Origin of the sequence: Streptomyces sp. NPDC048643 (assembly GCF_040650615.1) — a bacterium.
Classification (GTDB): domain Bacteria; phylum Actinomycetota; class Actinomycetes; order Streptomycetales; family Streptomycetaceae; genus Streptomyces.
The window spans coordinates 96,398-121,250 of sequence record NZ_JBEZHO010000020.1; the positions used below are offsets into that span (position 1 = coordinate 96,398).

A 24,853-nucleotide genomic window follows, 5' to 3' on the forward strand; every position below is an offset into this window, starting at 1 on the left:
GACGTGCCGAATCGCCCGCATCCGCGCCTGTCGCCCCGTCCGCGCCCGCCCCCCCGATCGAGCGCCCTCGCCCCGGGAAGGGAACCGAATCCCCCACCCCTCCCGTCCCATCGGCATGGACAAGCAGCGAATGACCCTCAGTGTCCTGACCCTGCTTCCCCTCGCCGTGGCGTGCGGTACCCAGACGGCGGGAAGCGGTTCCGTCGGGACGGGATCGCCGGTGACCGGAGTCCACTGGACGGTCGACAGCCTCACCGTGCACGGAAGGACCGCGAAGGCACCGGCCGGCGCGTATCTGAAGATCGGCGACGACGGCCGGGTCAGCGGCAACCTCGGCTGCAACGGCTTCGGCTCGAAGGCCACCGTCAAGGGCGACCGGGTCGCGTTCGGCGCGCTCCGGACGACCGAGATGGGCTGCGCCGAGGGCCCGACCGACTTCGAGCGGAACCTGAGCCACTCGATCGCCGGGCAGGACGGGTTCACCGCGAAGACCGCCGGCGACCGGCTGACCCTCACCGCCGACAGCGGCGACCGGGTCAGCCTCACCAAGGAGAAGGACGCACCCCTGCGCGGGACGAAGTGGACGGTCACGGCACTCGGTGACAGGAACACCTCCCGGTCGCTCCCGCAGGGCACCGACGCGCACTTCGTCCTCGGCGAGGACGGCACCCTCGACAGCCGCCTCGGGTGCAACCACGCGTCCGCCCGGGCCACCGTGAGCGACGGACATATCACCCTCGGGCCGGCCAGGACGACCCGCATGATGTGCGACCGCTCACTCATGAGGACCGAGAAGACCCTGCTGGAGCTCTTCGACGGCCGCACCTCGTACACGGTGGATCATCGTGGCATCACGCTGACCAGCGAAAACGGCACAATCGTCCAAGCGGTGGCCGCTGAGTGATCGGGCGGGGGCCCGTATCCCCAATTCGGACCAGTGGTCGATCTCGCCTACACTCGGTGCCGTGCCACGTGGTGACGGTCGACTCAATCATGATCTGCTCCCCGGTGAGAAAGGCCCCCAGGACGCTTGCGGCGTCTTCGGTGTCTGGGCTCCGGGCGAAGAGGTCGCCAAGCTCACTTACTTCGGGCTCTACGCCCTCCAGCATCGGGGTCAGGAATCCGCGGGAATCGCGGTCAGCAACGGCTCCCAGATCCTCGTCTTCAAGGACATGGGCCTCGTGTCCCAGGTCTTCGACGAGACCTCGCTCGGTTCGCTCCAGGGTCATATCGCGGTCGGTCACGCCCGCTACTCGACCACCGGTGCCTCCGTGTGGGAGAACGCCCAGCCGACGTTCCGTGCCACCGCGCACGGTTCCATCGCGCTCGGACACAACGGCAACCTGGTCAACACGGCGCAGCTCGCCGAGATGGTCGCCGACCTGCCCAAGCAGGAGGGCCGCACCACACGGGTGGCGGCCACCAACGACACCGACCTGCTCACCGCGCTCCTCGCGGCCCAGGTCGACGACGACGGCAAGCCACTGACCATAGAAGAGGCCTCCACCAAGGTCCTCCCGCAGGTCATGGGCGCCTTCTCGCTCGTCTTCATGAACGAGCACACCCTCTACGCCGCCCGTGACCCGCAGGGCATCCGCCCGCTGGTCCTCGGCCGCCTGGAGCGCGGCTGGGTGGTCGCCTCCGAGTCCGCCGCCCTCGACATCTGCGGCGCAAGCTATGTCCGCGAGATCGAGCCGGGCGAGTTCGTCGCCATCGACGAGAACGGTCTTCGGAGCTCGCGATTCGCGGAAGCGAAGCCCAAGGGCTGCATCTTCGAGTACGTGTACCTGGCCCGCCCCGACACGGACATCGCCGGTCGGAACGTGTACCTCTCGCGTGTCGAGATGGGCCGCAAACTCGCCAAGGAAGCCCCGGTCGACGCCGACCTGGTCATAGCGACCCCGGAGTCCGGGACGCCCGCCGCGATCGGCTACGCGGAGGCCTCCGGCATCCCGTTCGGCGCCGGCCTGGTCAAGAACGCGTACGTCGGCCGGACCTTCATCCAGCCCTCGCAGACCATCCGCCAGCTGGGCATCCGGCTGAAGCTGAACCCGCTCAAGGAAGTCATCAAGGGCAAGCGTCTGGTCGTCGTCGACGACTCGATCGTGCGCGGCAACACCCAGCGCGCCCTCGTCCGGATGCTCCGCGAGGCGGGCGCCGCCGAGGTCCACATCCGGATCTCCTCGCCGCCCGTGAAGTGGCCCTGCTTCTTCGGCATCGACTTCGCGACCCGCGCCGAGCTGATCGCGAACGGCATGACCATCGAGGAGATCGGCACCTCGCTCGGCGCCGACTCCCTCTCGTACATCTCCATCGACGGCATGATCGAGGCCACGACCATCGACAAGCCGAACCTCTGCCGCGCGTGCTTCGACGGCGAGTACCCGATGGATCTTCCCGACCCCGAGCTGCTCGGTAAGCAGCTCCTGGAGACCGAGCTGGCCGCGGGTCCCGCAGCCACGGCCGCGGCTGACGCCATCCGTCGCCCGTAAGTGCCGCAGAGCCCCGTTTCACCAACCCGAAAGATCCCAGGCAATGTCTTCTGTGTCTGATCAGTCACCTACGGCGACGGGCAGTGCCTCCGGTGCTTCCTACGCGGCTGCCGGCGTCGACATCGAGGCCGGCGACCGCGCCGTGGAGCTCATGAAGGAGTGGGTGAAGAAGACGCAGCGCCCCGAGGTCCTCGGCGGCCTCGGCGGATTCGCCGGCCTCTTCGACGCCTCCGCCCTCAAGCGGTTCGAGCGCCCCCTGCTGGCCTCGGCCACCGACGGCGTGGGCACCAAGGTCGACGTGGCCCGTCGGCTCGGCGTGTACGACACCATCGGCCACGACCTGGTCGCCATGGTCATGGACGACATCGTCGTGTGCGGCGCTGAGCCGCTCTTCATGACCGACTACATCTGCGTGGGCAAGGTCCACCCCGAGCGGGTGGCGGCCATCGTGAAGGGCATCGCCGAGGGCTGCGTCCTCGCGGGCTGCGCCCTGGTGGGCGGCGAGACGGCCGAGCACCCCGGCCTGCTGGGTCCGGACGACTTCGACGTCGCCGGCGCCGGTACGGGCGTGGTCGAGGCCGACCAGCTGCTCGGCCCGGACCGCATCCGGACGGGTGACGCGGTGATCGCCATGGCGGCCTCCGGTCTTCACTCGAACGGGTACTCGCTCGTCCGGCATGTCCTCCTCGACCGGGCGAAGCTCGGCCTGGAGCAGCACATCGAGGAGTTCGGCCGCACGCTCGGCGAGGAGCTCCTGGAGCCCACCAAGATCTACTCGCTGGACTGCCTGGCCCTGACGCGGACCACCGAGGTGCACGCGTTCAGCCACATCACGGGCGGCGGCCTCGCGGCCAACCTGGCCCGGGTGATCCCGGACGGCCTGCACGCCGTCGTCGACCGCGAGACCTGGACCCCGGCCCCGGTCTTCGACCTGGTCGGCCGGACGGGCGATGTCGAGCGCCTGGAGCTGGAGAAGACGCTGAACATGGGCGTCGGCATGATGGCGATCGTCCCCGAGGAATCGGCCGAGGTCGCGCTCGCCACCCTCGCGGACCGCGGAGTGGACGCCTGGATCGCCGGTGAGATCACCGAGCGCGGCGACCACGCGACGGGCGCGGAGCTGATCGGCGACTACGCGAGCTGAAGCCCCCTGGGCAGCACAAAACCCGGTCCGGCGCTGAGGCCCCGGACCGGGTGAAGTGCAGTCACTACGAGAAATCCGCCAGGCGGGATCTTCCGGAAAACCACTTCAGGGAGACCCGCTGAGAAGATCGCGGAAACTGCGAGGGACGCTGGTGCGTCAAGCGCCGCGACGTTGCGACTGAGGACCGGACTGGTCGTCCTCGTCCTCGTCGTCGTCGTTATAGAGATCCGCGTACTGTGCGTACGGGTCGTCTTCCTCGTCGTCGTCCTCGAACGGCTCGCCATTCGGCGGCTGGCTCGAAGTCGAAGCGCCCAGCTCATTGGCCAGACGCGAGAGGTCAGTCCCGCCGCTGCTGTACTTCAGCTGGCGGGCGACCTTCGTCTGCTTGGCCTTTGCCCGGCCGCGCCCCATGGCTCGACCCCCTCGGATACGGGGCTCGACGGCCCCAGAGTCTTGACACGCGTTCATGATCTGGAACGGACTCTCCATGGAGAGACCGGTCCGTAGGGCTTCCACGGTACCTGAGCCCGCGCCCATACGGTACGTCGCCCGCAGCACGCGCCCTTGCCCAGAACCAACAAGGTGCCCTGTCCTCGCTGGTCAACCGCGATTTTAACCTCTTCTTGGCGTCCGACCCGCCGACAGACGTGAGAGTTGTCTCCCCGACAGCCGTCGGCGGGTCCCTGACAAGCACATATGGCCCCGGAAAGGGGTCAGTGAGAGCGCGCCTCCGCCATCCGTTGTTCGGCGATCCGGTCGGCCGCGGCGGCCGGCGGAATCCCGTCCTCCTTCGCACGTGCGAATATGGCCAGCGTCGTGTCGAAGATCTTCGCCGCCTTGGCCTTGCAGCGGTCGAAGTCGAAGCCGTGCAGCTCGTCGGCGACCTGGATGACACCGCCCGCGTTCACCACGTAGTCGGGGGCGTACAGGATCCCGCGGTCCGCGAGGTCCTTCTCCACCCCCGGGTGCGCCAGCTGGTTGTTGGCCGCGCCGCACACGACGCTCGCGGTCAGCGCCGGCACAGTCGTGTCGTCGAGCGCCCCGCCGAGCGCGCACGGCGCGTAGATGTCCAGGCCCTCGACGCGGATCAGCGCCTCGGTGTCGGCGACGGCCGTGACACCGGTGGGGTGCTGGTCCAGGATCCGCCGCACGGAGTCGGCGCGTACGTCCGTGATCACGACCTCGGCGCCGTCCGCCCGCAGGTGATCGACCAGGTGGTGGCCCACCTTGCCGACGCCCGCGACGCCGACCCTGCGGCCGCGCAGCGTCGGGTCGCCCCACAGGTGCTGGGCCGAGGCCCGCATGCCCTGGAAGACACCGAAGGCGGTCAGCACCGACGAGTCGCCCGCGCCGCCGTTCTCCGGGGAGCGGCCGGTCGTCCAGCGGCACTCGCGCGCCACGACGTCCATGTCGGCCACATAGGTGCCGACGTCGCAGGCCGTGACGTACCGGCCGCCGAGCGAGGCGACGAAGCGGCCGTAGGCGAGGAGCAGCTCCTCGGTCTTGATCTGGTCGGGGTCCCCGATGATCACGGCCTTGCCGCCGCCGTGGTCGAGACCGGCCATGGCGTTCTTGTACGACATCCCGCGGGCGAGGTTGAGCGCGTCGGCGACGGCCTCCGCCTCGCTCGCGTACGGGTAGAAGCGCGTCCCGCCGAGGGCGGGGCCCAGAGCGGTGGAGTGGAGGGCGATGACGGCCTTCAGGCCGCTGGCGCGGTCCTGGCAGAGCACGACTTGCTCATGACCGCCCTGGTCCGAGTGGAACAGGGTGTGCAGTACATCAGCAGGCGCGCCGGTTACGTCGGTCACTGTGGTGACTCCCAGGTAATGAGCGGCGGTTGGGTGCGGGGCCCGTGCGGATGGCGGGCTCCGTGGGCATGAGAGTAGAGCCTGCGCCGACCCGCCTTCGGCGCAGTGTTCAGGATCACCCACCGACGGGGTACGACCATGGTTCGATTTGCATAGATTTCTCTTCAGGTCGTGAGTGGTTCTCGCTGGTTTTCCCGGTGGCCGCCGGGGGAGGGAGCAGGCGTGCCCAAGGTGTCCGCGGTGATCGTGCCGTACACGTCGTACCTGCGCGTGTACGAGCCACTCGTTGCGTTCCCGGAGGCGGAGCGCGATCACTGGACGCGCTACGCCCGGCGCACCGAGCACCCTTCGTACCAGGACGAACTGCGCCGCTCGCTGGCCGACTTGCTGCCCACTCCGCCGGTCCCCGTGGCGGTCCACGAGAGCGCCGACGCGTTCGTCGCCGAGGTGGACGGCGTGGTCTGCGTCTGCCCCTGGCGCACCCGGCTGCGCGGCTGGCAGGCGCTGGACGAGATCGGCGAGGAGTTGCCCGCCCCGGTCCTCGACGCGGTGCTGCCGCCGCTGGTGCGCCGTCAGGCCGCCCTCGACTACGAGCGCTGGCTGGCCCGCAACCCCGACGCCCGCCCGTGGATCCGCACCTCGACCTGGCAGGTGCCGCTGAACTGGTTCGTGCTCGTCTCCGAGGAGGAGCGTGAGTACGAGAAGGGGGCGGGCGCGGGAGGTGCCGCGCCGCGGCTGCGCTACCGGACGCCGATGGTGCAGGCCCGGCGGCGCACGGCGCGGGCCCTGCGCACGCTCCGGGACGCCCTGGACGAGGGACCCCTGATCGACGGTCTGGTGGACGTGGGGCGCTGGCTGGAGGAGTTCCATCCGCGCTCCCTGGTCGAGCTGGACTACGGAGGGCTCGTGCACGCGCTGCCGGCCGGGCACCTGGAGGAGGACCACTCGGCCGCGGACGTCGCCGAGGGCATCGAGGCGCTGCGCACCGGGGACGGGGCGACGGCGGGCGCGGCGTACGGGCGGCTGGTGGAGCGCTGGCGGACGGTCAGGGACCGGCGCTCGGCGAACTGACGCCGGGAGCATTCCCGAACGGGTCATGCAGGACACTTCCGGATGATTCAGCCCAAAGGGCTGTTCCGGTGGGTTCGTGTGGGACGGGAGGGGCTCCTGGGTCCACCGAACGGTGTGATCTGCTTCTCACAGGAACGGTGTCGAACTCGCGTATGGTCCTCACACGCTGAAGAACCCTCACTCCAGGACGTAGGTCCCGATCCGGGCTTATGCGTCAACGGGTGTCAAGCGTGATGGATGGCACTTACCTGGCTCTTGCATCGCTTGCCCCTCCTCGTGCCAAAATAGGACAAGGAGTCCGGGGGAGGGCTCCGTCCGCCCACGTATGGGCGGAATCTCAGCATTGCACGCTATGGGGGGTCTGATGACTCCTGACGCCACTGTGACTGATCGTCACAGTGGCGTGACTGTCCGCTATGGCATGGTCCATCGGCTTCCGTCGCTGATGAACACCTGGGAGGGCAATTCCATCGGTTTGGCCGACGCGGCTGGACGGATGGTGTAGTTGTAGTGCCGAGGACAAGCCGTTCGTCCTATAACCGACTCGACTCGCGTCCGCCATTTCGGGCAACGCGGGTCAAGGTGCAGAATTTAGAGGAAAGAACCGAGAAGGTTCGGTTCTCCCGAGGAGGCCGCTCATGACCGCTCGCACCCCTGATGCCGAGCCGCTGCTGACCCCGGCTGAGGTCGCCACGATGTTCCGCGTCGACCCCAAGACGGTCACACGGTGGGCGAAGGCCGGCAAGCTTACGTCCATCCGCACGCTCGGCGGACACCGCCGCTACCGCGAGGCTGAGGTCCGCGCACTGCTCGCGGGTATCCCGCAGCAGCGCAGCGAGGCCTGAAACCCCGCATAACCGGACAAGCCGTCGGACCCCCCAATCCGCCGAGGCGTCCGAACCACAGCTCCAAGCGACGCGGGTTCTGCCCCAACAGAGCCCACGCCCCAGCTTTTCCGCCATATGAACAGGGTGCGTCGTAGATCGCGCTGGACTCCGCCGGGTCCAGCGCGATCTTTTTTGTGCGGTCCACGTGCCTCGGCGACCGGCCTGTGAGCGGCCTTGTCGGAGTCTGGGGGCAGGTGTCGGATCGGCTGTGAACAGCCTCGACGACGAGTGCAATTGCACATATTAAATTGACTCGTTGTAGGAGGGGGGTAAGTTCCGCACTTCTGAAAACCTATGCGGTGACTCCCGTCACATGCCAGAGTCCTTGTCGCCTGCGAGCCTTCTGCGCTAGGGGAGTTGGGCCCGAACGCGCGCACTCCACTCCCAAGGGTCGCACCGCGCGGACCTCCTGGCCGGAGTCCTCGGTCACGCGGTGGAGGGGCTTTCGTCCTCGGAGGCGCTGTCGGGGTCCTGCTCGTCGTACGGAGCGGGTTCCATGGCCAGCCGCAGGAGCCGATGACAGACCGGGCAGTGCCGCGTCAGATGGCGATAGCCGGAGGCGGCCGCCAGATGGGCTCGGAGCAGAGCCCGGGTCTCGTGCCGGGCGGACACCGCCATACGCACCTCCAGGGGGCCGGCAGGGCGCGAGCCCTGACTTCCGGGGTACCCGCTGGAATGTGACGCCGTCAAGAAGCGGGAACGCTCTGTGGGGGCGGCCGTTGGGGCGTCGGCGGGCGCACGCGAAGCGGTGCGCGGCACGCGGTGCAAAGCAGAAGGCCCGGAGCCGAAGCTCCGGGCCTTCTCTACTGCGGTCCTGACGGGATTTGAACCCGCGGCCTCCACCTTGACAGGGTGGCGAGCACTCCAAGCTGCTCCACAGGACCTTGATTCGCAGCGACTTGTTCGTGCGCTGTGCTGCGAAAAGAGACTGTACAGGAGGGTGAGCCCAGGGTCGAACTCACCCCGCGTACAGGCTCCGTCACGGTGCCGCCGCGTCGATCGCCTTCACGATCCGCTTGTCGGAGACGGGATATGCCGTGCCGAGAGCGTGGGCGAAGTAGCTGACCCGCAGCTCCTCGATCATCCAGCGGATGTCCCGGACGGACGCGGGCACCGGCCGGCCCTGTGGCAACTGCTCCAGGAGCCAGGCGTACTCGTCCTGCATCTCGTGGACCTTCTCCATACGGCTGGTGTCCCGCTGGACGCCGGTCGGCATCTGCTGCAGCCGACGGTCCGCCGCCACCAGATAGCGCATCAGGTCCGGCAGCCGCCGCAGCCCGGTCGCCGTCACGAAGCCGGGCTTCACGAGGGCGTCCAGCTGCTTGCGCACGTCGGTGAGGTTCGCGAGCAGCGTCGGGCTCCTGACGCCCTTCAGACGGCGCTCACAGGCCTGCCAGGCGGCCAGCACCTGCTCCACCTGCCCGACGGTGCGCACGGTCGTGTCGACGATCTCGGCGCGCACCTTGTCGTACAGCTTGCGGTACGACTCCTCGTCCCACGCCGGGCCGCCGAAGTCGCCGATCAGCTTGTCCGCGGCGGCCATGGCGCAGTCGTCGAAGAGCGCCTGGACCGAGCCGTGCGGGTTGGCGGACAGGGCGAGCTTCTGGGCGTTGGTGAGCTTGTCCGCGGCGAACTTGCCGGGGTTCACCGGGATGTTCCGCAGGATCAGCCGACGGGTGCCCTTCCACATGGCCTCGGCCTGCTCGGCCTCCGTGTCGAAGAGCCGCACCGAGACGGTGTTCGCCGCGGGTCCGTCGTCGACCAGTGCGGGGTACGCCTTCACCGGCTGGCCCGCCCGGCGCGTCTCGAAGAGACGGCTGAGCGAGCCGATCGTCCAGTCCGTCAGCCCCGTGCGCTCCAGGGACTCGCCGCCCGAACGCTCCGCGGTCGCCGCGGCGGCCTGCGAGATGGCCTGGCGCGCCTTGGGCCTCAACCGGAGCTTCAGGGCCTCCAGGTCCTTGTCCTCGGCGAGCTTGCGGCGCCGCTCGTCGACGATCCTGAAGGTGATCCGCAGATGGTCGGGGAGCCGGGACCAGTCGAAGTCGTCCGCCGTCAGCGGCACTCCGACCATCCGCTTGAGCTCGCGCGCCATGGTCTGCGTCAGCGGCTCCTGGAGGGGAACCGCCCGCTCCAGGAACTTCTGCGCGAAGTTCGGGGCCGGGACGTAGTTCCGTCGGATCGGCTTCGGGAGGGAGCGGATCAGCTCCGTGACCACTTCCTCGCGCAGCCCGGGGATCTGCCAGTCGAAGCCCTCGTCCGTGACCTGGTTGAGGACCTGGAGCGGGACGTGGACGGTCACGCCGTCCGCGTCCGCCCCGGGCTCGAACTGGTAGGTCACCCGGAACTTCAGCGGCCCCTGCCGCCAGGAGTCCGGGTAGTCGTCCTTCGTGACCTGCCCGGCGCGGTCGTTGATGAGCATCGAGCGCTCGAAGTCGAGGAGTTCGGGCTCCTCATGGCGCTTGTGCTTCCACCAGGAGTCGAAGTGCGCCCCGGACACGACGTGTTCGGGCACCCGCTGCTCGTAGAAGTCGTAGAGGGTCTCGTCGTCGACCAGGATGTCCCGGCGGCGGGCCCGGTGCTCCAGCTCCTCGACCTCGGTGAGGAGCTTGCGGTTGTCGGCGAAGAACTTGTGGTGCGTGCGCCAGTCGCCCTCGACCAGCGCGTTGCGGATGAACAGCTCGCGGCTGACCTCCGGGTCGATCCGTCCGTAGTTCACCTTGCGCTGCGCGACGATCGGTACGCCGTACAGCGTGACCTTCTCGTACGCCATCACGGCGGCCTGGTCCTTCTCCCAGTGCGGCTCGCTGTACGTCCGCTTGAGGAGATGGCCGGCCAGCGGTTCGATCCACTCCGGCTCGATGCGGGCGTTGACGCGGGCCCAGAGCCGGGACGTCTCGACGAGTTCCGCGGACATCACGAAGCGCGGGGGCTTCTTGAAGAGCGCCGAGCCCGGGAAGATCGCGAACTTGGCGTTGCGCGCGCCGAGGTACTCGTTCTTGCCCGAACCGCGTCCGCTCTCCCCGCCGGTCTCCTTCACGTCCTTCATGCCGACGTGCGAGAGCAGACCGGCGAGCAGCGACACGTGGACGCTCTGCTCGGGAGCGTCCTCCTCGTTCAGGTGGATGCCCATCTGCTTGGCGACGGTCCGCAGCTGGCTGTAGATGTCCTGCCACTCGCGGATGCGCAGGAAGTTCAGGTACTCCTGCTTGCACATCCGGCGGAAGGCGGACGAGCCGCGCTCCTTCTGCTGTTCGCGCAGGTAGCGCCAGAGGTTCAGGAAGGCGAGGAAGTCGGACGTCTCGTCCTTGAAGCGGGCGTGCTGCTGGTCGGCCTGGGCCTGCTTCTCGGAGGGCCGCTCGCGCGGGTCCTGGATGGAGAGCGCGGCGGCGATCACCATGACCTCGCGGGCGCAGCCGTTCTTGTCGGCCTCCAGGACCATCCGGGCGAGGCGGGGGTCGACGGGCAGCTGGGCGAGCTTGCGGCCGGTCGGGGTGAGCCGCTTGCGGGCGTCCTTCTCGGCCGGGTCCAGCGCGTTCAGCTCCTGGAGGAGCTGGACGCCGTCGCGGATGTTGCGGTGGTCCGGCGGGTCGATGAAGGGGAACTTCTCGATGTCGCCGAGACCGGCCGCGGTCATCTGGAGGATGACCGAGGCGAGGTTGGTGCGGAGGATCTCGGCGTCGGTGAACTCGGGCCGGGACAGGAAGTCGTCCTCGGAGTACAGCCGGACGCAGATGCCGTCGGACGTACGGCCGCAGCGGCCCTTGCGCTGGTTGGCGCTGGCCTGTGACACCGGCTCGATCGGCAGCCGCTGCACCTTCGTGCGGTGGCTGTAGCGGGAGATGCGCGCGGTGCCCGGGTCGATGACGTACTTGATGCCCGGGACGGTCAGCGAGGTCTCGGCGACGTTGGTCGCCAGAACGATCCTGCGGCCGGTGTGCTGCTGGAAGACGCGGTGCTGCTCGGCGTGCGAGAGCCGCGCGTACAAGGGGAGCACCTCGGTGAAGCGGTAGTTCCTCTTGTCCAGCGCGTCCGCCGTGTCGCGGATCTCGCGCTCGCCGGAGAGGAAGACGAGGATGTCGCCCTTGCCCTCGGCCTGGAGCTCCTCGACGGCGTCGCAGATCGCGGTGATCTGGTCGCGGTCGGTGTCCTCGGAGTCCTCCTCCAGGAGCGGGCGGTAGCGCACCTCGACGGGGTACGTCCGGCCGCTCACCTCGACGATCGGGGCTTCCCCGAAGTGCCGGGAGAACCGCTCCGGGTCGATGGTCGCGGAGGTGATGACGACCTTGAGGTCGGGGCGCTTGGGCAGCAGCTGGGCGAGGTAGCCGAGCAGGAAGTCGATGTTGAGGGACCGCTCGTGGGCCTCGTCGATGATGATCGTGTCGTAGGCGCGCAGCTCGCGGTCCGTCTGGATCTCGGCGAGCAGGATGCCGTCCGTCATCAGCTTGACGAAGGTGGCGTCCGGGTTCACCTGGTCGGTGAAGCGGACCTTCCAGCCGACGGCCTCGCCGAGCGGTGTGTCCAGCTCGTCGGCGACGCGCTCGGCCACGGTGCGGGCGGCGATACGACGGGGCTGGGTGTGCCCGATCATGCCGCGCACGCCCCGGCCCAGCTCCATGCAGATCTTCGGGATCTGCGTGGTCTTTCCGGAGCCGGTCTCGCCGGCCACGATCACGACCTGGTGGTCACGGATGGCGTCCGCGATCACGTCCTTCTTCTGGCTGACCGGGAGCTGCTCGGGATAGGTGATGGCGGGTACGCGGGCGCGGCGCTCGGCCATGCGGACCTCGCCCTTGGTGACCTCCGCCTCGATCTCGGCGAACACGGTGGAGCGGGCCTCGGGCTTGCGGATCTTGCGCGCGCCTTCGAGCCTGCGTCCGAGCCGGTGCGCGTCGCGCAGGGACAGTTCGGCCAGGCGGGGGGCGAGATCGCCGAGGGCGGGGGCAGGGTGCGTAGACATACGCGGTCCAGGATCTCACCTCGGCGAAATGACTGGCGAACGCTTTTGCGCGCGGGCCCGCGCCGGGGCACGAAAAAGGCCCCGATCCGAAGATCGGGGCCTCTGCTGTGGCTGGGGCCGGGGTCGAACCGGCGACCTATCGCTTTTCAGGCGATCGCTCGTACCAACTGAGCTACCCAGCCACGAGGTTTCCGGGGAAACCTCAGCGGTCCTGACGGGATTTGAACCCGCGGCCTCCACCTTGACAGGGTGGCGAGCACTCCAAGCTGCTCCACAGGACCAAGCTTTGTGTGCGAACGAGCGAAGCAAGTGTCGCACACGGTGTTGCGTACCCCCAACGGGATTCGAACCCGTGCTACCGCCTTGAAAGGGCGGCGTCCTAGGCCGCTAGACGATGAGGGCTATCGGCCCGCCTGCGCGCTTCTCAGCGCGTCGGGGACGTGAGAAGCATATGGGATGGCGGGAGGTATCGCCAAAACGGTTTACCGAGCCGTCCCGGTGGGGCTCGGTGAGGGGGTCGGCGACGGGGTCGCGCCGGGCTGGTTCTCCTTCGGGAGATGGCGGCTGACCTCGGCGCTGGTGAGGCCGAGGCCGCCCAGCTTGATCTCGTCCCAGGCCTGGAGGTGCCGGGTGTCCCGGTCGAAGTACAGGACCGAGGCCTCGATCGGGTCGGGGTACTTGCCCTCGACCGCGCGCAGGCCGCTGCCGCCCGTCGAGCCCTCGACGCGCAGCCGGGTGCCGTACTTCATGACCTCCATCTCCTCGTGGTGCAGATGGCCGGAGAGCACCAGGGGCACCTCGCCGTCCGTCCCGCGCGCGGCGGCCGGTTCGTGGACGATCGCGACGTCCGCCGGGGTGCCCGCGGCGCGCTGGTCGCGCAGGGCCGAGGCGAGGCGGGCGCCGGCGAGGTCCTCCGCGGCGTCACCGCCGGGCGCGACCGCGCGGTCCGGGGTGAACTGCGGGTCGCCGATGCCCGCGAAGCGCAGCCCGGCGACGGAGACGGCCCGCCCGTCGTCGAGGACGTGGACGTTCTTCATCCGTTCCAGGTAGCTCTGGGTGAGGCGCGAGTCGTGGTTGCCGCGCACCCAGACGTACGGGGCGCCCAGGTCCGGGACCGGGTCCAGGAAGCCGTTCTCGGCGGCCGTGCCGTGGTCCATGGTGTCGCCGGAGTCGACGATCACGTTGATGGAGTACTGCTTCACGAGCGAGGCGATGATCTTCCAGCTCGCCGGGTTGAGGTGGATGTCGGAGACGTGCAGGACCCGGATGGTGGTCGGGTCGGGCTCGTAGGCGGGGAGGGTGGACGTGACGTCGTACAGCTTCGTCACGTTCGTCACCAGGCGCGCCAACTCCTTCTGGTAGACGTCGAACTCGCTGACGATGTTGCGGGCGTTGCCGACCAGGGAGGGCGCGGAGGACAGCAGCCCGGAGTACTTCGGTTCCAGGACCGAGTTGGGGTTCCAGGTGGCGAAGGCGGTCGCCCCCGAGGCGGCCAGCAGGGCGAGGGCGAGGCCGCCGGCGGCGAGGGCCCGGCGCGGCCGGCGGTAGACGCCGAGGCCGAGGGCGGTGGCGCCGACGACCACGGCTATGCAGGAGCGCACGGCCAGCTCGATCGTGCCGTCCTCGACGTCCCGGGCCACCTCGTCCTGGAGGCCGGAGAGCCGTTCGGGGTGGTCGACGATGGCCTGGGCGCGGTCCGGGTCGAGCTGGTCCACGTCCACGTCGAGGCGCAGCGGGGCGTGGTGGCTCGCGAGTTCCAGGGCGCCGAGCGGCGAGACGTTGATCTTCGTGCCGCCGGTGAGGGAGGGGCGCAGGGTCATGGTGGTGTTCATGGGGCCGACGGGGACCCGCACGTTGCCCACGACCAGCAGTCCGAGCCAGGCGCCGAGCAGCACCACACAGAGGAGTCCGAGAGCGCGGACGTACGGATTGGGCCGGGCGGCGAGCTCCGGCACCGTGCGCCTGCGGCGGGCGCGACGGCGACCGAGGGTGTGGAGCGCCCGGCGGGCGCGGTCGGCGGTGCGGCGGACGAGGGCGGTTGCGACGGCGGGGGCGCGGACCATTGGTCCCGTATGCCCAAGTGCCGGGGCGGGTATGCGGGCGGCGCCGGCCCCGGCGGGTGGTCGGCGCGAGCGGTGGCGGCTCGGACAGTTGTCCTCCCGGCCGCCGTCCGGTCAGCCCCAGCCCAGCTCGTGCAGCCGTTCGTCGTCGATCCCGAAGTGGTGGGCGATCTCGTGGATGACGGTCACGGCTACCTCGTGGACCACCTCGTCCGGGGTCTCGCACATCCGCAGGATGGGGCCCATGTAGATCGAGATGCGGTCGGGGAGCACCCCGGCGTACCACTCGCCGCGGTCGGTGAGCGGGGTTCCTTCGTAGAGGCCGAGGAGTTCCGGGTCGTCGGCCGGGGGCTCGTCCTCGACGAACACGGCGACGTTGTCCATGACCCGGGTCAGCTCGGGCGGGATCTTGTCGAGGGCCTGGCTCACGAGCTCTTCGAAGGTTTCGCGCGTCATCTCCAGCACAGGGCCATTGTCGGGGACGAGGCGCCCGCGGTGGGTACCGGCGGAGGGTCCGAGGGGGCCGGATGCCATGCGCGGCCGGCGTGGCCGACCGGACCGCCTGCCCCACACGGGGTGTCTCGTCATCGAACCGGGCTGAGGAACCTCCCGTATGACGCTTCGTCAGCGGCCGGAAGGGCGCTCCGCGCGCGGGCCCGGGCCCGGTCGGGTCCGGGCGCGCGTGTCCTCTTGCGGGCGGCGGGAGTTGGACAGGGGGAACTCCCGTTCCTTCCCCGCGCTCCCGGCTCCGCCCGAGCGGGGGACGCCCCCTACGGAGGTGGCCGCCCGTGCGCGCCTTGTACGTACCCGTCCGTCTGGCCGCCACGGTCATGGCCGTCGCAGCCGCCGCAGGCTGCATGAGCGTGGGGAACGACGGGGACGACCGGCCGGGGCCCTCGCACTCGGCGGGGCAGCGGGCCGGCGAGGAGCGGGCCGGCGGGACCTCGGTGGGCGGCGGCGGGATCGGGTCGCACGGCGGGAAGGGCGGCAAGCGCGGCAAGGGGTCGCCGAAGCCGGGTGAGTCGGAGTCGGGTGACGCGTCCCCCTCGGCGTCCGCGTCGAAGGGCGGGAAGCCGTCCGCGAAGGCGACGGACAAGGGTGGCGGCGACCCGTCCACGGACCCGGTGCCGCCGGGTGAGCCGACCCCCACGCGCACGACGGCGGAGCCGACCCCCGAGCCGCCGCCCGTGTCGACACCGCCGTCGTCCGACCCGGGGTCCGCCGAGCCGTCGTCGTCGGCGCACGAGCAGCCCGCGACGCAGCTCGTCCAGCGGGAGCCGGCACCCGAGGCCGGCTCGCCGGTCTAGGCCCCTGGCGGCAGTCGAAGGTGTCCTGACCTGGGCGTATGGGGTCGGGTTTGCCTTCAGGGGTGGAGGGTGCGTATGGTAGTAGATCGTTTGATCCCATTTGCCCGGCGCCGCCAAAGAGAGCGCCGCGTGGCGCGTACTCTCCCTTGCCGTGGCCGGACCGCATAGAGGCGGTCGATTGCGACTTCACGGAGTTTGGGCGCGTGCCGAAGAACTCCGGAAGGTTCGCATTTCGCATGTCTGTTTCCAGTACTGATCACGTCGTCGTGCCCGAGAACGACCAGAACGACACCGTGAACGAGATCATCGAGGTCGTCGAGGCCGTCGAGGCCGTCGAGTCCGCCCCCGAGATGACCTTCTCCGACCTCGGTCTGCCCGAGGGTGTCGTCCGCAAGCTCGCGCAGAACGGCGTGACCAGCCCCTTCCCGATCCAGGCCGCGACCATCCCGGACGCCCTGGCCGGCAAGGACATCCTCGGCCGTGGCCGCACCGGCTCCGGCAAGACCCTCTCCTTCGGTCTGCCGCTGCTCACGCAGCTCTCCGGTGGCCACACCGAGAAGAAGAAGCCCCGCGGCATCATCCTCACGCCGACGCGTGAGCTCGCGATGCAGGTCGCGGACGCCCTCCAGCCGTACGGCGACGTCCTCGGCCTGAAGATGAAGGTCGTCTGCGGCGGTACGTCGATGGGCAACCAGATCTACGCCCTGGAGCGCGGCGTCGACGTCCTCGTCGCCACCCCGGGCCGCCTGCGCGACATCATCAACCGCGGCGCCTGCTCCCTCGCGAACGTCCAGGTCGCCGTGCTTGACGAGGCCGACCAGATGTCCGACCTGGGCTTCCTGCCCGAGGTCACCGAGCTGCTCGACCAGATCCCCGGCGGCGGCCAGCGCATGCTGTTCTCCGCCACGATGGAGAACGAGATCTCCACGCTGGTCAAGCGCTACCTGACCAACCCGGTCACGCACGAGGTCGACAGCGCCCAGGGCAACGTCACGACCATGTCGCACCACATCCTCATCGTGAAGCCCAAGGACAAGGCGCCGGTCACCGCCGCGATCGCCTCCCGCAAGGGCCGCACGATCATCTTCGTCCGCACCCAGCTGGGCGCCGACCGTATCGCCGAGCAGCTGCGTGACGCCGGTGTGAAGGCCGACGCGCTGCACGGCGGCATGACGCAGGGCGCCCGTACGCGGACGCTGGCCGACTTCAAGGACGGTTACGTCAACGCGCTCGTCGCGACCGACGTCGCCGCCCGCGGTATCCACGTCGACGGCATCGACCTGGTCCTGAACGTGGACCCGGCCGGTGACCACAAGGACTACCTGCACCGCTCGGGCCGCACCGCCCGCGCCGGCCGCTCCGGCACCGTCGTGTCGCTGTCGCTGCCGCACCAGCGCCGCCAGATCTTCCGGCTGATGGAGGACGCGGGCGTCGACGCCGCGCGTCACATCATCAACTCCGGTACGGCCTTCGAGCCCGAGGTCGCCGAGATCACCGGCGCCCGCTCGATGACCGAGGTCCAGGCCCAGTCCGCGGGCGACGCCGCCCAGCAGGCCGAGCGCGAGGTGACCCAGCTCACCAAGGAGCTGGAGCGCGCGCAGCGTCGCGCCGCCGAGCTGCGCGGCGAGGCCGACCGTCTGGTCGCCCGTGCCGCCCGTGAGCGGGGCGACGACCCGGAGGTGGCCGTCGCGGCCGCCGCCGAGGCCGCCGAGCAGGCTGTCGTCGCCGAGGCGCCGGCCGCCGAGTCCGCGGTCGCCGAGACCCCGGCCGAGCGTCCCGCGTACGAGCCGCGTCAGCGCCGTGACGATCGCGGCAACTACGAGCGTCGCGACAACGACCGTGGTGGCCGTTCCTTCGAGCGTCGTGACGACAACCGTGGTGGCGGCTTCAACCGCGACGACCGCGGTGGCCGTCGTGACGACCGCCGTGACGGTGACCGTGGCGGCTTCCGCCGCGACGACAACCGTGGCGGTGGCTTCCGTCGTGACGACAACCGTGGTGGCGGCTTCAACCGCGACGACCGTGGCGGCCGTTCTTTCGAGCGTCGTGACGACAACCGCGGTGGCGGCTTCCGCCGCGACAACGACCGTCGTGACGACAACCGTGGTGGCGGCTTCAACCGCGACGACCGTGGCGGCCGTTCTTTCGAGCGTCGTGACGACAACCGTGGCGGCGGCGTCCGCCGTGACGACAACCGTGGTGGCGGCTTCAACCGCGACGACCGTGGCGGCCGTTCCTTCGAGCGCCGCGACGAGCGTAGCGGCGGCCACCGTGGCAGCGACCGTCCCTTCAACCGTGACCGTCAGGGCGACCGCCCCACGGGCGGCGGCTTCCGCTCCGGCGGCCACGACCGTCCGACCGGCCGCCGCGACGACCACCGCACGACCGGCACCGGAACCAGCACCGGTTCGTTCCGTCGCGACGACAAGCCGCGCTGGAAGCGCAACGGCTGACCGCCGCTGACCTAGCCAAGTGACGTGGCCCCCACCCGGTTCGGGTGGGGGCCACGTCGTCGTTCGGGGGTGCCGCTCCGCTCGCCGCGGGCAAGAGGATCCGTACGGCGTGGAGCGGCCACACGAAGATCGTCGGCGTCGGGGACATCACCGGCGACGGGAAGAACGACCTGGTCGAGCGGGACACGGCGGGGAACCTCCACCGCAACAGCGGCACCGGCACCGGGACGTTCGGATCGCGCGTGAAGATCAGCGGAGGGTGGCAAAGCTGCAAGGGGCTTTTCTGGCCAACTTGATGTTCCGCCCCGCGCATGTCGTGCCCCCCGCGAGGGAATCGCTGGGGGCATGACAAATGACGCCTCGGGCAGTGGGCTGTCGGACGAAGAACGGCTTGCCCAGCTCGGCTACACGCAGGTGCTCGCCCGCCGCATGTCGGCGTTCTCCAACTACGCGGTCTCCTTCACGATCATCTCGGTCCTGTCGGGCTGCCTGACGCTGTATCTGTTCGGCATGAACACCGGCGGTCCTGCCGTGATCACCTGGGGCTGGGTCGCGGTCGGTCTGATGACACTGTTCGTCGGACTCGCCATGGCCGAGATCTGTTCGGCCTACCCGACCTCCGCCGGCCTGTACTTCTGGGCCCACCGGCTCGCCCCGGAACGCAGCGCGGCGGCCTGGGCGTGGTTCACGGGCTGGTTCAACGTCCTCGGCCAGGTCGCCGTGACCGCGGGCATCGACTTCGGCGCCGCGTCCTTCCTCGGCGCCTACCTGAACCTCCAGTTCGACTTCGAGGTGACCCCGGGCCGCACGGTCCTGCTGTTCGCCGGGATCCTGATCCTGCACGGGCTGCTCAACACGTTCGGCGTGGGGATCGTCGCCCTGCTCAACAGCATCAGCGTGTGGTGGCACGTCGTCGGTGTCGCCGTCATCGTCGGCGCGCTGACCTTCGTGCCGGACCAGCACCAGTCGGCCGACTTCGTGTTCACGAAGTTCGTCAACAACACGGGCTGGGGCAGCGGGGTCTACGTCGTCCTCATCGGACTGCTGATGGCCCAGTACACGTTCACCGGGTACGACGCCTCCGCCCACATGACGGAGGAGACCCACGACGCGTCGACGGCCGGCCCGAAGGGCATCGTGCGCTCCATCTGGACCTCGTGGATCGCCGGCTTCGTCCTGCTCCTCGGCTTCACCTTCGCCATCCAGTCGTACGACAAGGAGCTGAACTCGGCGACCGGCGCGCCCCCGGCGCAGATCCTGCTCGACGCGGTGGGCGCCACGTCCGGAAAGCTCCTGCTGCTGGTCGTGATCGGCGCGCAGCTCTTCTGCGGCATGGCGTCGGTGACGGCCAACAGCCGCATGATCTACGCCTTTTCACGGGACGGGGCGCTGCCCTTCTCGAACGTCTGGCACACGGTGAACCCGCGCACGCGGACGCCCGTCGCGGCGGTCTGGCTGGCCGCGCTGGGCGCCCTCGTGCTCGGACTGCCGTACCTCATCAACTACGCGGCCTACGCGGCCGTGACGTCGATCGCGGTCATCGGCCTCTATGTCGCCTACGTCATCCCGACGTTCCTGCGGGTGCGCAAGGGCGAGGACTTCCAACGCGGGCCCTGGCACCTGGGCCGCTGGTCCCGTCCGATCGGGGTGATCGCGGTCGGCTGGGTCGTCGTCATCACGATCCTGTTCATGCTGCCGCAGGTCTCCCCGGTGACGTGGGAGACGTTCAACTACGCCCCGGTCGCGGTTCTCGTGGTGCTCGGCTTCGCCGCGGCCTGGTGGCTGGCCTCCGCCCGGCACTGGTTCCTCAACCCCGGACACGAACGCAACCTCGCCCGTGAGGCCCTCCGCAAGGGAGCGCCCGAACCGGTGGATCCCTGACCTTGTGCCCGTCCGGCGTGGCCGGGTCGCCGATACCCGATCGGAGTCCCGGCCGCGTCCGGCTATGCTCGGGGATGCATCGGCGCGTCCGGTGCGCCGCATCGGCGTCCGCCGGTGCGGGGACCCTTAGCTCAATTGGCAGAGCAGTGGACTTTTAATCCATTGGTTGTGGGTTCGAGTCCCACAGGGTCTACCGCGTGACGGCGCCCCGTCCGGCTTCCGCCGGGCGGGGCGCTGTCATGTCGTCAGGGCGTGGGGTCCGCGCGGGTGTCAGCCCGCGGTCAGCTCCGTGAGGCCGGTGAGCTCCGGCAGTGGCAGCGTGTGCTGGGTCTGGAGGACCTTGGCGCGCAGGTACCGGACGTTGTGCGCGGTGGTGAAGACGCCCGTCGGGACGCGGTGGGCGACCGTGACGCCGAGGTCGCGCAGCTGCTCCGCCTTGTCGGGGTTGTTGGAGAGCAGGTCGAGCGTGCCGATGCCGAGGGCCTGGAGCATCTGGGCGGCGGCCGTGTAGTCGCGGTCGTCCTCGGGCAGGCCGAGGGCGGCGTTGGCGGCGTACGTGTCGAGGCCCTCGTCCTGGAGGGCGTACGCGTCGAGCTTGTTGTAGAGGCCGATGCCGCGGCCCTCCTGGCGCAGGTACAGCAGGACGCCGCCGCGGTCCGCGATCTGCTCCACCGCCTCGCGCAGCTGCGGTCCGCAGTCGCAGCGGGCCGAGCCGAAGACGTCGCCGGTCAGGCACTCGGAGTGCAGTCGCACCAGCGGGTCCGTGCCCGGGTCGCCGAGGACGACGGCCAGGTGTTCCTTGCCGTCGACGAGGCCGTGGAAGGTGACGAGGTCCGCGTCGACGGAGTAGCCGTCGCCGAAGCGCAGGGGCACGCGGACGCGGGTGCGCACCGTGGCGGTGGGGTGGTCGCGCATGTTGTCTCTCCGTCCAGCGGGTTCGTACGGGACGGCGCTCCGGATTGTGCTTCAGATTTGAAGCACACCGTCCGGGACGAGACACTACATCTGCTTCAAAGTTCAAGCAACGGGATACGTGTCGTTCACGCGCCGTCGTCCCCGTCCCTCACGACGAACAGGAACGCCGCCGCCACGGCAGATCTTCCCCGCGCGCCGCCGAGTCCTCGTCCTGGATCGCCCCGGTGATGACCCCGCAGATCTCCTCCAGCTGGCCCACCTGCTCGGGGGTCAGCCGGTCGAAGACCGCCGCCCGGACCGTCGCGACGTGCCCGGGCGCGGTCCGCTCCACGAGGTCCAGGCCCTCGTCGGTGAGCACGGCCACATGGCCGCGCCGGTCGGTCGGGCAGCCCTCGCGGCGCACCGTGCCGTCCTTCTCCAGCCGCGTCACGGCGTACGTCAGCCGGCTGCGTGTGATCTTCAGCGTCTCGGCGAGCTCCGTCATCCGCAGCCGTCGCTCGGGCGCCTCGGACAACCTGGCCAGGATGGAGTAGTAAAGGTGGGGCATGCCCGCCTCGGCCTGGAGTCCGCGGTCGATGGTGTCCTCCAGGAGGGAGCTCGCGGCGATGTACGAGCGCCAGGCGCGCTGTTCGGCGGGGGAGAGCCAGCGGGTCGTCATGGGACCAGTCTAGGTATTGTTTAAAACTTGAACCACTGTGTGAGTGCGACCGGAGGAAACGCCCCGATGCCCCGTCCCCACGTCCTGTTGTCCGCCGCCGTCTCCCTCGACGGCTTCCTGGACGACACCGGGCCCGAGCGGCTGCTGCTCTCGGGTGCGGCCGACTTCGACCGGGTCGACGAGGTGCGGGCGTCCTGCGACGCGATCCTGGTCGGCGCCGGCACCCTGCGCGCCGACAATCCCCGGCTCCTGGTCAACTCCGCCGAACGCCGCGCGGCCCGCGTCGCCGCCGGGCGCCCGGCGTATCCGCTGAAGGTCACCGTCAGCGGCTCCGGCGACCTCGACCCGGAGGCGCGGTTCTGGCACACGGGCGGCGAGAAGGCCGTCTACACGACCGACGAGGGCGCCCGGCGGGCCGCCGACCTGCTGCACGGCCTCCCCGGCGTCGACATCGTCCCGACCGGGCCCGAGCTGGACTGGCGTGTGCTGCTGGAGCACCTGCACGACGTCCGGGGTGTGCGCCGGCTGATGGTCGAGGGCGGCGGCCGGGTCCACACCCAGCTCGTACGGGAGGGGCTCGCCGACGAACTCCAGCTCGCCGTCGCCCCCCTCTTCGTCGGGCAGCCGGACGCGCCGCGGCTGTTCGGGCCCGGGGCCTATCCCCCCGGCCGGATGCGGCTCGTCGAGACCCGGCCCGTCGGGGACGTCGTCCTCATCCGCTACGTCCCCACCGCGCCCGGCACCGGCCGGACCGCCTCCGCCGCCGACCGGCAGTGGCTGGCCCTCGCCTGCGAGCTGGCGGCCTCCTGCCCGCCCTCGGAGACCGCGTTCAGCGTGGGCGCCGTGGTGGTCGCCGCCGACGGGACCGAGCTGGCCCGCGGCCACTCCCGCGAGGGCGACGACCCCGTGGTGCACGCCGAGGAGGCCGCGCTCGCCAAGATCGACCCGGCCGACCCGCGACTGCCCGCCGCCACCGTCTACAGCAGCCTGGAGCCGTGCGCCCGCCGCGCCTCCCGGCCCGCACCCTGCGCCCGGCTCATCCTCGACGCCGGCGTACGGCGGGTCGTCACCGCCTGGCGCGAGCCCGACACCTTCGTCACGGGCGCCGACGGCAACGGACTCCTGGCCGCCGCGGGCGCAGACATCGTCCTCCTGCCCGAGTACGAGGAGCGCGCCAAGGCGCCCAACCGCCATCTCCTGGGCGGGGCCGCGCAGGCCACGGCCTGAGCGAGCCGAAGCCACCGGAACCGCGTTCTCGGCCGCACGGAAGGGGCCCCGGTCAACGCGTGCGCCGGGGGTCCCGCGGATGGCGTACACTGGTTCTTACGACGCGGGGTGGAGCAGCTCGGTAGCTCGCTGGGCTCATAACCCAGAGGTCGCAGGTTCAAATCCTGTCCCCGCTACTGAAGGCCAAGGGCCGGAACTCGGATTCACGAGTTCCGGCCCTTGGTGTTGGTACGGGCTCCTGGGCGCCCTTCTTTCTTTCTCGTCGCCGCGTTCACTCCGGAAGGCCGCGGAATCCCTCGGTCGGGCCACACCGGTCGCCCGCCGTCCTCGCTCCGGGTCTGCTGGACGCGTGGGTCAGCCAGGTGGTGAGGAGCGGACCGGGGAGCTCGACGACCGGGCCGGCCGCCCGCCCCTCGGTGATCCGCCGGCGGCGGGGGGTGCCGGTCCTTCGGGTGCGTCCGGACCCGCGGGCGATCCCGGAACCGGTCCGGCGCGATGGCGCACGGGTCGTATCTCCTCCGTGCGGGCCCTCGTACGGGCGCTGCCCGTACTGCTGGTCGTCGGCGGGACCTTCTACGACTACTTCACGCCGGGCGAGTTCACCGCCGCACCCCTCTTCACGGCCGCGACCCTGGTCGCCGCGCCCCTCTACTCGCTGCGCGGCACCGTCCTCACCGGCGCCGCCGCCGTCGGCGCGCTGATCCTCGTGCACCTGCGCCTCGGCATCGTCCTGCGGGTCGACGCGGTCACCGAGGTCGTCACCGTCGCCACGGCGGCCGTCCTGGGCGTGCTCATCAACATCCTCGTCCGGCGCAGCGACGAGCGGCTCGCCTCCGTCCGGGAGATCGCCGAGTTCGCCCAGCGGGCCGTGCTGCCGGAACCTCAGGCACGGATCGACGGCCTCGACGTCGCCGCGCGCTACGAGGCGGCCCAGGCGGACGCGTTCATCGGCGGGGATCTTTACGCGGTGCAGGACACCCCGTACGGCGTGCGGCTGGTCGTCGGGGACGTACGCGGCAAGGGGATGACGGCGGTCGCCGCCGTCGCCGTGGTCATCGGCGCGTTCCGGGAGGCGGCGGAGCAGGAGACGACCCTGGAGGCCGTCGCGCGGCGGCTGGAGCGGGCGCTGAAGCGCGAGGGCACCCGGCGCGACAACCTCGACGCCGTCGAGGGATTCACCACCGCCGTCCTCGCGGAGATCCCGCACGACGAGGAGATCGTCCGCATCGTCAACCGGGGGCATCCGCCGCCCCTGATGCTGCATCCCGACGGCACGCTCGTCCCGCTCACCGGCGGGCCCGCCGCACTGCCCCTCGGGATGAGCGACCTGGGCAGCACACCCGACCGGGCGGTGCCGGCCCGCTTTCCGCACGGCGCGATCCTGCTGCTGCACACCGACGGGCTGTCCGAGGCGCGGGACGTGCGCGGGGAGTTCTACGATCCGGCCGCGCGGCTGGCCGGGCGGATCTTCCCGGGGCCCGACGCCCTGCTGAACACCCTCGCCGTCGAGGTCCGCAAGCACACGGGCGGCGCCCTCAGCGACGACATGGCGCTGCTCGCCGTCCGGCGCGGCTGACGGCCCTCGAAGGCCCTTCTTGATCGTTGTCACGAGGGGTGATCGAACCGTGTCCCTCCGCATAACGACTGACACACCGTCACATGAAGCCGTGTCGACGCGATGCGGCCAACTCGCCCGTTTTTCATCGCCCATGACCCCAAAGTCCTGGCCAAAAAGCGTTAACGATCAGTCTGAACAGCTTGGAATCAGGTGGCCAGGTCTATTAACGTTCGATAACGCAGCGCGGTCGTCCCAGCCGTCACAAGAGATGGCTCCGTGCGCACGCGCCGAATCCCGCAAGGGAACCGGGGAACCACCAACTTGGGGTGAATCGAGCGTCCTCCACCGTGGCAGCACGGTGGGTATACGCGCGTAGGAGACCTTCCTGCTCCGAACCCGTCAGCTAACCCGGTAGGCGAGAAGGAAGGAAAGGAG

General features: G+C 70.1%; 19 protein-coding genes, 6 tRNA genes and 1 riboswitch. Of the genes, 13 read left to right on the plus strand and 12 right to left on the minus strand.

Features of this window, described 5'->3' with window-relative positions; translation table 11 throughout:
- The first annotated feature begins 115 nt into the window (after positions 1-115).
- The 3 genes from AB0C62_RS21310 to purM all read left to right on the plus strand — a co-directional run bounded on the left by AB0C62_RS21310 (position 116) and on the right by purM (position 3,636).
- Positions 116-904 carry an META domain-containing protein gene (locus tag AB0C62_RS21310; protein WP_362975287.1) on the plus strand — a complete coding sequence of 263 codons (789 nt, stop codon included), beginning with the start codon at positions 116-118 and terminating at the stop codon, positions 902-904.
- 61 nt (positions 905-965) lie between these two features.
- Positions 966-2,492 (plus strand): amidophosphoribosyltransferase, encoded by a 1,527-nt coding sequence (gene purF, locus AB0C62_RS21315; protein ID WP_362975289.1) that lies wholly within the window; start codon positions 966-968, stop codon positions 2,490-2,492.
- Positions 2,493-2,535: 43 nt separating this feature from the next.
- Entirely contained in the window at positions 2,536-3,636 is a 1,101-nt protein-coding gene (gene purM / locus AB0C62_RS21320; RefSeq protein ID WP_362975291.1) for a phosphoribosylformylglycinamidine cyclo-ligase, read from the plus strand.
- A gap of 156 nt (positions 3,637-3,792) precedes the next feature.
- Here purM and AB0C62_RS21325 read toward each other — a convergent pair whose 3' ends face one another.
- Both AB0C62_RS21325 and AB0C62_RS21330 read right to left on the minus strand, forming a co-directional pair.
- The gene (locus AB0C62_RS21325) at positions 3,793-4,047 is read right to left on the minus strand and encodes a DUF3073 domain-containing protein (RefSeq protein WP_037615441.1); all 255 of its coding nucleotides are present in this window, start codon (positions 4,045-4,047) and stop codon (positions 3,793-3,795) included.
- A 302-nt stretch (positions 4,048-4,349) separates the two neighbouring features.
- The gene (locus tag AB0C62_RS21330) at positions 4,350-5,444 is read right to left on the minus strand and encodes a Glu/Leu/Phe/Val dehydrogenase dimerization domain-containing protein (protein WP_362975293.1); all 1,095 of its coding nucleotides are present in this window, start codon (positions 5,442-5,444) and stop codon (positions 4,350-4,352) included.
- Positions 5,445-5,666: 222 nt separating this feature from the next.
- Between AB0C62_RS21330 and AB0C62_RS21335 the strand changes: the two genes are divergently transcribed.
- Both AB0C62_RS21335 and bldC read left to right on the plus strand, forming a co-directional pair.
- Entirely contained in the window at positions 5,667-6,515 is an 849-nt protein-coding gene (locus tag AB0C62_RS21335; RefSeq protein WP_362975295.1) for a hypothetical protein, read from the plus strand.
- A gap of 638 nt (positions 6,516-7,153) precedes the next feature.
- On the plus strand, positions 7,154-7,360 hold the full coding sequence (gene bldC / locus AB0C62_RS21340; RefSeq protein ID WP_003949541.1) for a developmental transcriptional regulator BldC: 207 nt from the start codon (positions 7,154-7,156) through the stop codon (positions 7,358-7,360).
- Positions 7,361-7,828: 468 nt separating this feature from the next.
- Here bldC and AB0C62_RS21345 read toward each other — a convergent pair whose 3' ends face one another.
- The 8 genes from AB0C62_RS21345 to AB0C62_RS21380 all read right to left on the minus strand — a co-directional run bounded on the left by AB0C62_RS21345 (position 7,829) and on the right by AB0C62_RS21380 (position 14,884).
- Entirely contained in the window at positions 7,829-8,020 is a 192-nt protein-coding gene (locus tag AB0C62_RS21345; RefSeq protein WP_362975297.1) for a DUF6274 family protein, read from the minus strand.
- Positions 8,021-8,211: 191 nt separating this feature from the next.
- Positions 8,212-8,286 (minus strand) — tRNA-Asp (locus AB0C62_RS21350).
- A gap of 95 nt (positions 8,287-8,381) precedes the next feature.
- Positions 8,382-12,359, minus strand: coding sequence for an ATP-dependent RNA helicase HrpA (hrpA, locus tag AB0C62_RS21355; RefSeq protein WP_362975299.1), 3,978 nt, complete (start codon positions 12,357-12,359; stop codon positions 8,382-8,384).
- Between the two features lie 108 nt (positions 12,360-12,467).
- Positions 12,468-12,541 (minus strand) — tRNA-Phe (locus AB0C62_RS21360).
- Positions 12,542-12,565: 24 nt separating this feature from the next.
- Positions 12,566-12,640 (minus strand) — tRNA-Asp (locus AB0C62_RS21365).
- A gap of 48 nt (positions 12,641-12,688) precedes the next feature.
- Positions 12,689-12,761 (minus strand) — tRNA-Glu (locus AB0C62_RS21370).
- 80 nt (positions 12,762-12,841) lie between these two features.
- The gene (locus tag AB0C62_RS21375) at positions 12,842-14,422 is read right to left on the minus strand and encodes a metallophosphoesterase (protein ID WP_362975301.1); all 1,581 of its coding nucleotides are present in this window, start codon (positions 14,420-14,422) and stop codon (positions 12,842-12,844) included.
- 111 nt (positions 14,423-14,533) lie between these two features.
- Entirely contained in the window at positions 14,534-14,884 is a 351-nt protein-coding gene (locus AB0C62_RS21380) for a metallopeptidase family protein (RefSeq protein ID WP_081218193.1), read from the minus strand.
- 323 nt (positions 14,885-15,207) lie between these two features.
- On the opposite strand from AB0C62_RS21380, the gene AB0C62_RS21385 reads away from it, so the two are divergent.
- From AB0C62_RS21385 to AB0C62_RS21405, 5 genes are all read left to right on the plus strand, one after another.
- Positions 15,208-15,726, plus strand: a complete 519-nt coding sequence (locus tag AB0C62_RS21385) for a hypothetical protein (protein WP_362975303.1) — start codon at positions 15,208-15,210, stop codon at positions 15,724-15,726.
- A 236-nt stretch (positions 15,727-15,962) separates the two neighbouring features.
- Positions 15,963-18,179, plus strand: coding sequence for a DEAD/DEAH box helicase (locus AB0C62_RS21390; RefSeq protein WP_362975305.1), 2,217 nt, complete (start codon positions 15,963-15,965; stop codon positions 18,177-18,179).
- Positions 18,180-18,223: 44 nt separating this feature from the next.
- A complete protein-coding gene (locus AB0C62_RS21395) occupies positions 18,224-18,475 on the plus strand; it encodes a VCBS repeat-containing protein (RefSeq protein WP_362975307.1) in 252 nt (83 codons plus the stop codon).
- Positions 18,476-18,524: 49 nt separating this feature from the next.
- Entirely contained in the window at positions 18,525-20,060 is a 1,536-nt protein-coding gene (locus tag AB0C62_RS21400) for an amino acid permease (RefSeq protein ID WP_362975309.1), read from the plus strand.
- A gap of 120 nt (positions 20,061-20,180) precedes the next feature.
- Positions 20,181-20,253, plus strand: a tRNA-Lys gene (locus AB0C62_RS21405).
- 77 nt (positions 20,254-20,330) lie between these two features.
- On the opposite strand, the gene ribA is transcribed toward AB0C62_RS21405, so the two are convergent.
- Both ribA and AB0C62_RS21415 read right to left on the minus strand, forming a co-directional pair.
- Positions 20,331-20,975, minus strand: a complete 645-nt coding sequence (ribA, locus tag AB0C62_RS21410; protein ID WP_362975311.1) for a GTP cyclohydrolase II — start codon at positions 20,973-20,975, stop codon at positions 20,331-20,333.
- Between the two features lie 148 nt (positions 20,976-21,123).
- The gene (locus AB0C62_RS21415; protein WP_362975313.1) at positions 21,124-21,633 is read right to left on the minus strand and encodes a MarR family transcriptional regulator; all 510 of its coding nucleotides are present in this window, start codon (positions 21,631-21,633) and stop codon (positions 21,124-21,126) included.
- A gap of 66 nt (positions 21,634-21,699) precedes the next feature.
- Between AB0C62_RS21415 and AB0C62_RS21420 the strand changes: the two genes are divergently transcribed.
- The 3 genes from AB0C62_RS21420 (at position 21,700) to AB0C62_RS21430 (ending at position 24,436) form a co-directional block, all read left to right on the plus strand.
- A complete protein-coding gene (locus AB0C62_RS21420; protein WP_362975315.1) occupies positions 21,700-22,860 on the plus strand; it encodes a dihydrofolate reductase family protein in 1,161 nt (386 codons plus the stop codon).
- 102 nt (positions 22,861-22,962) lie between these two features.
- Positions 22,963-23,036: transfer RNA gene (locus tag AB0C62_RS21425), tRNA-Met, on the plus strand.
- 344 nt (positions 23,037-23,380) lie between these two features.
- Positions 23,381-24,436: a PP2C family protein-serine/threonine phosphatase gene (locus AB0C62_RS21430; RefSeq protein ID WP_362975317.1), complete on the plus strand. Its 1,056-nt coding sequence runs from the start codon at positions 23,381-23,383 to the stop codon at positions 24,434-24,436.
- A gap of 257 nt (positions 24,437-24,693) precedes the next feature.
- A riboswitch (cyclic di-AMP (ydaO/yuaA leader) is annotated at positions 24,694-24,851 on the plus strand.
- Positions 24,852-24,853 lie beyond the last annotated feature (2 nt).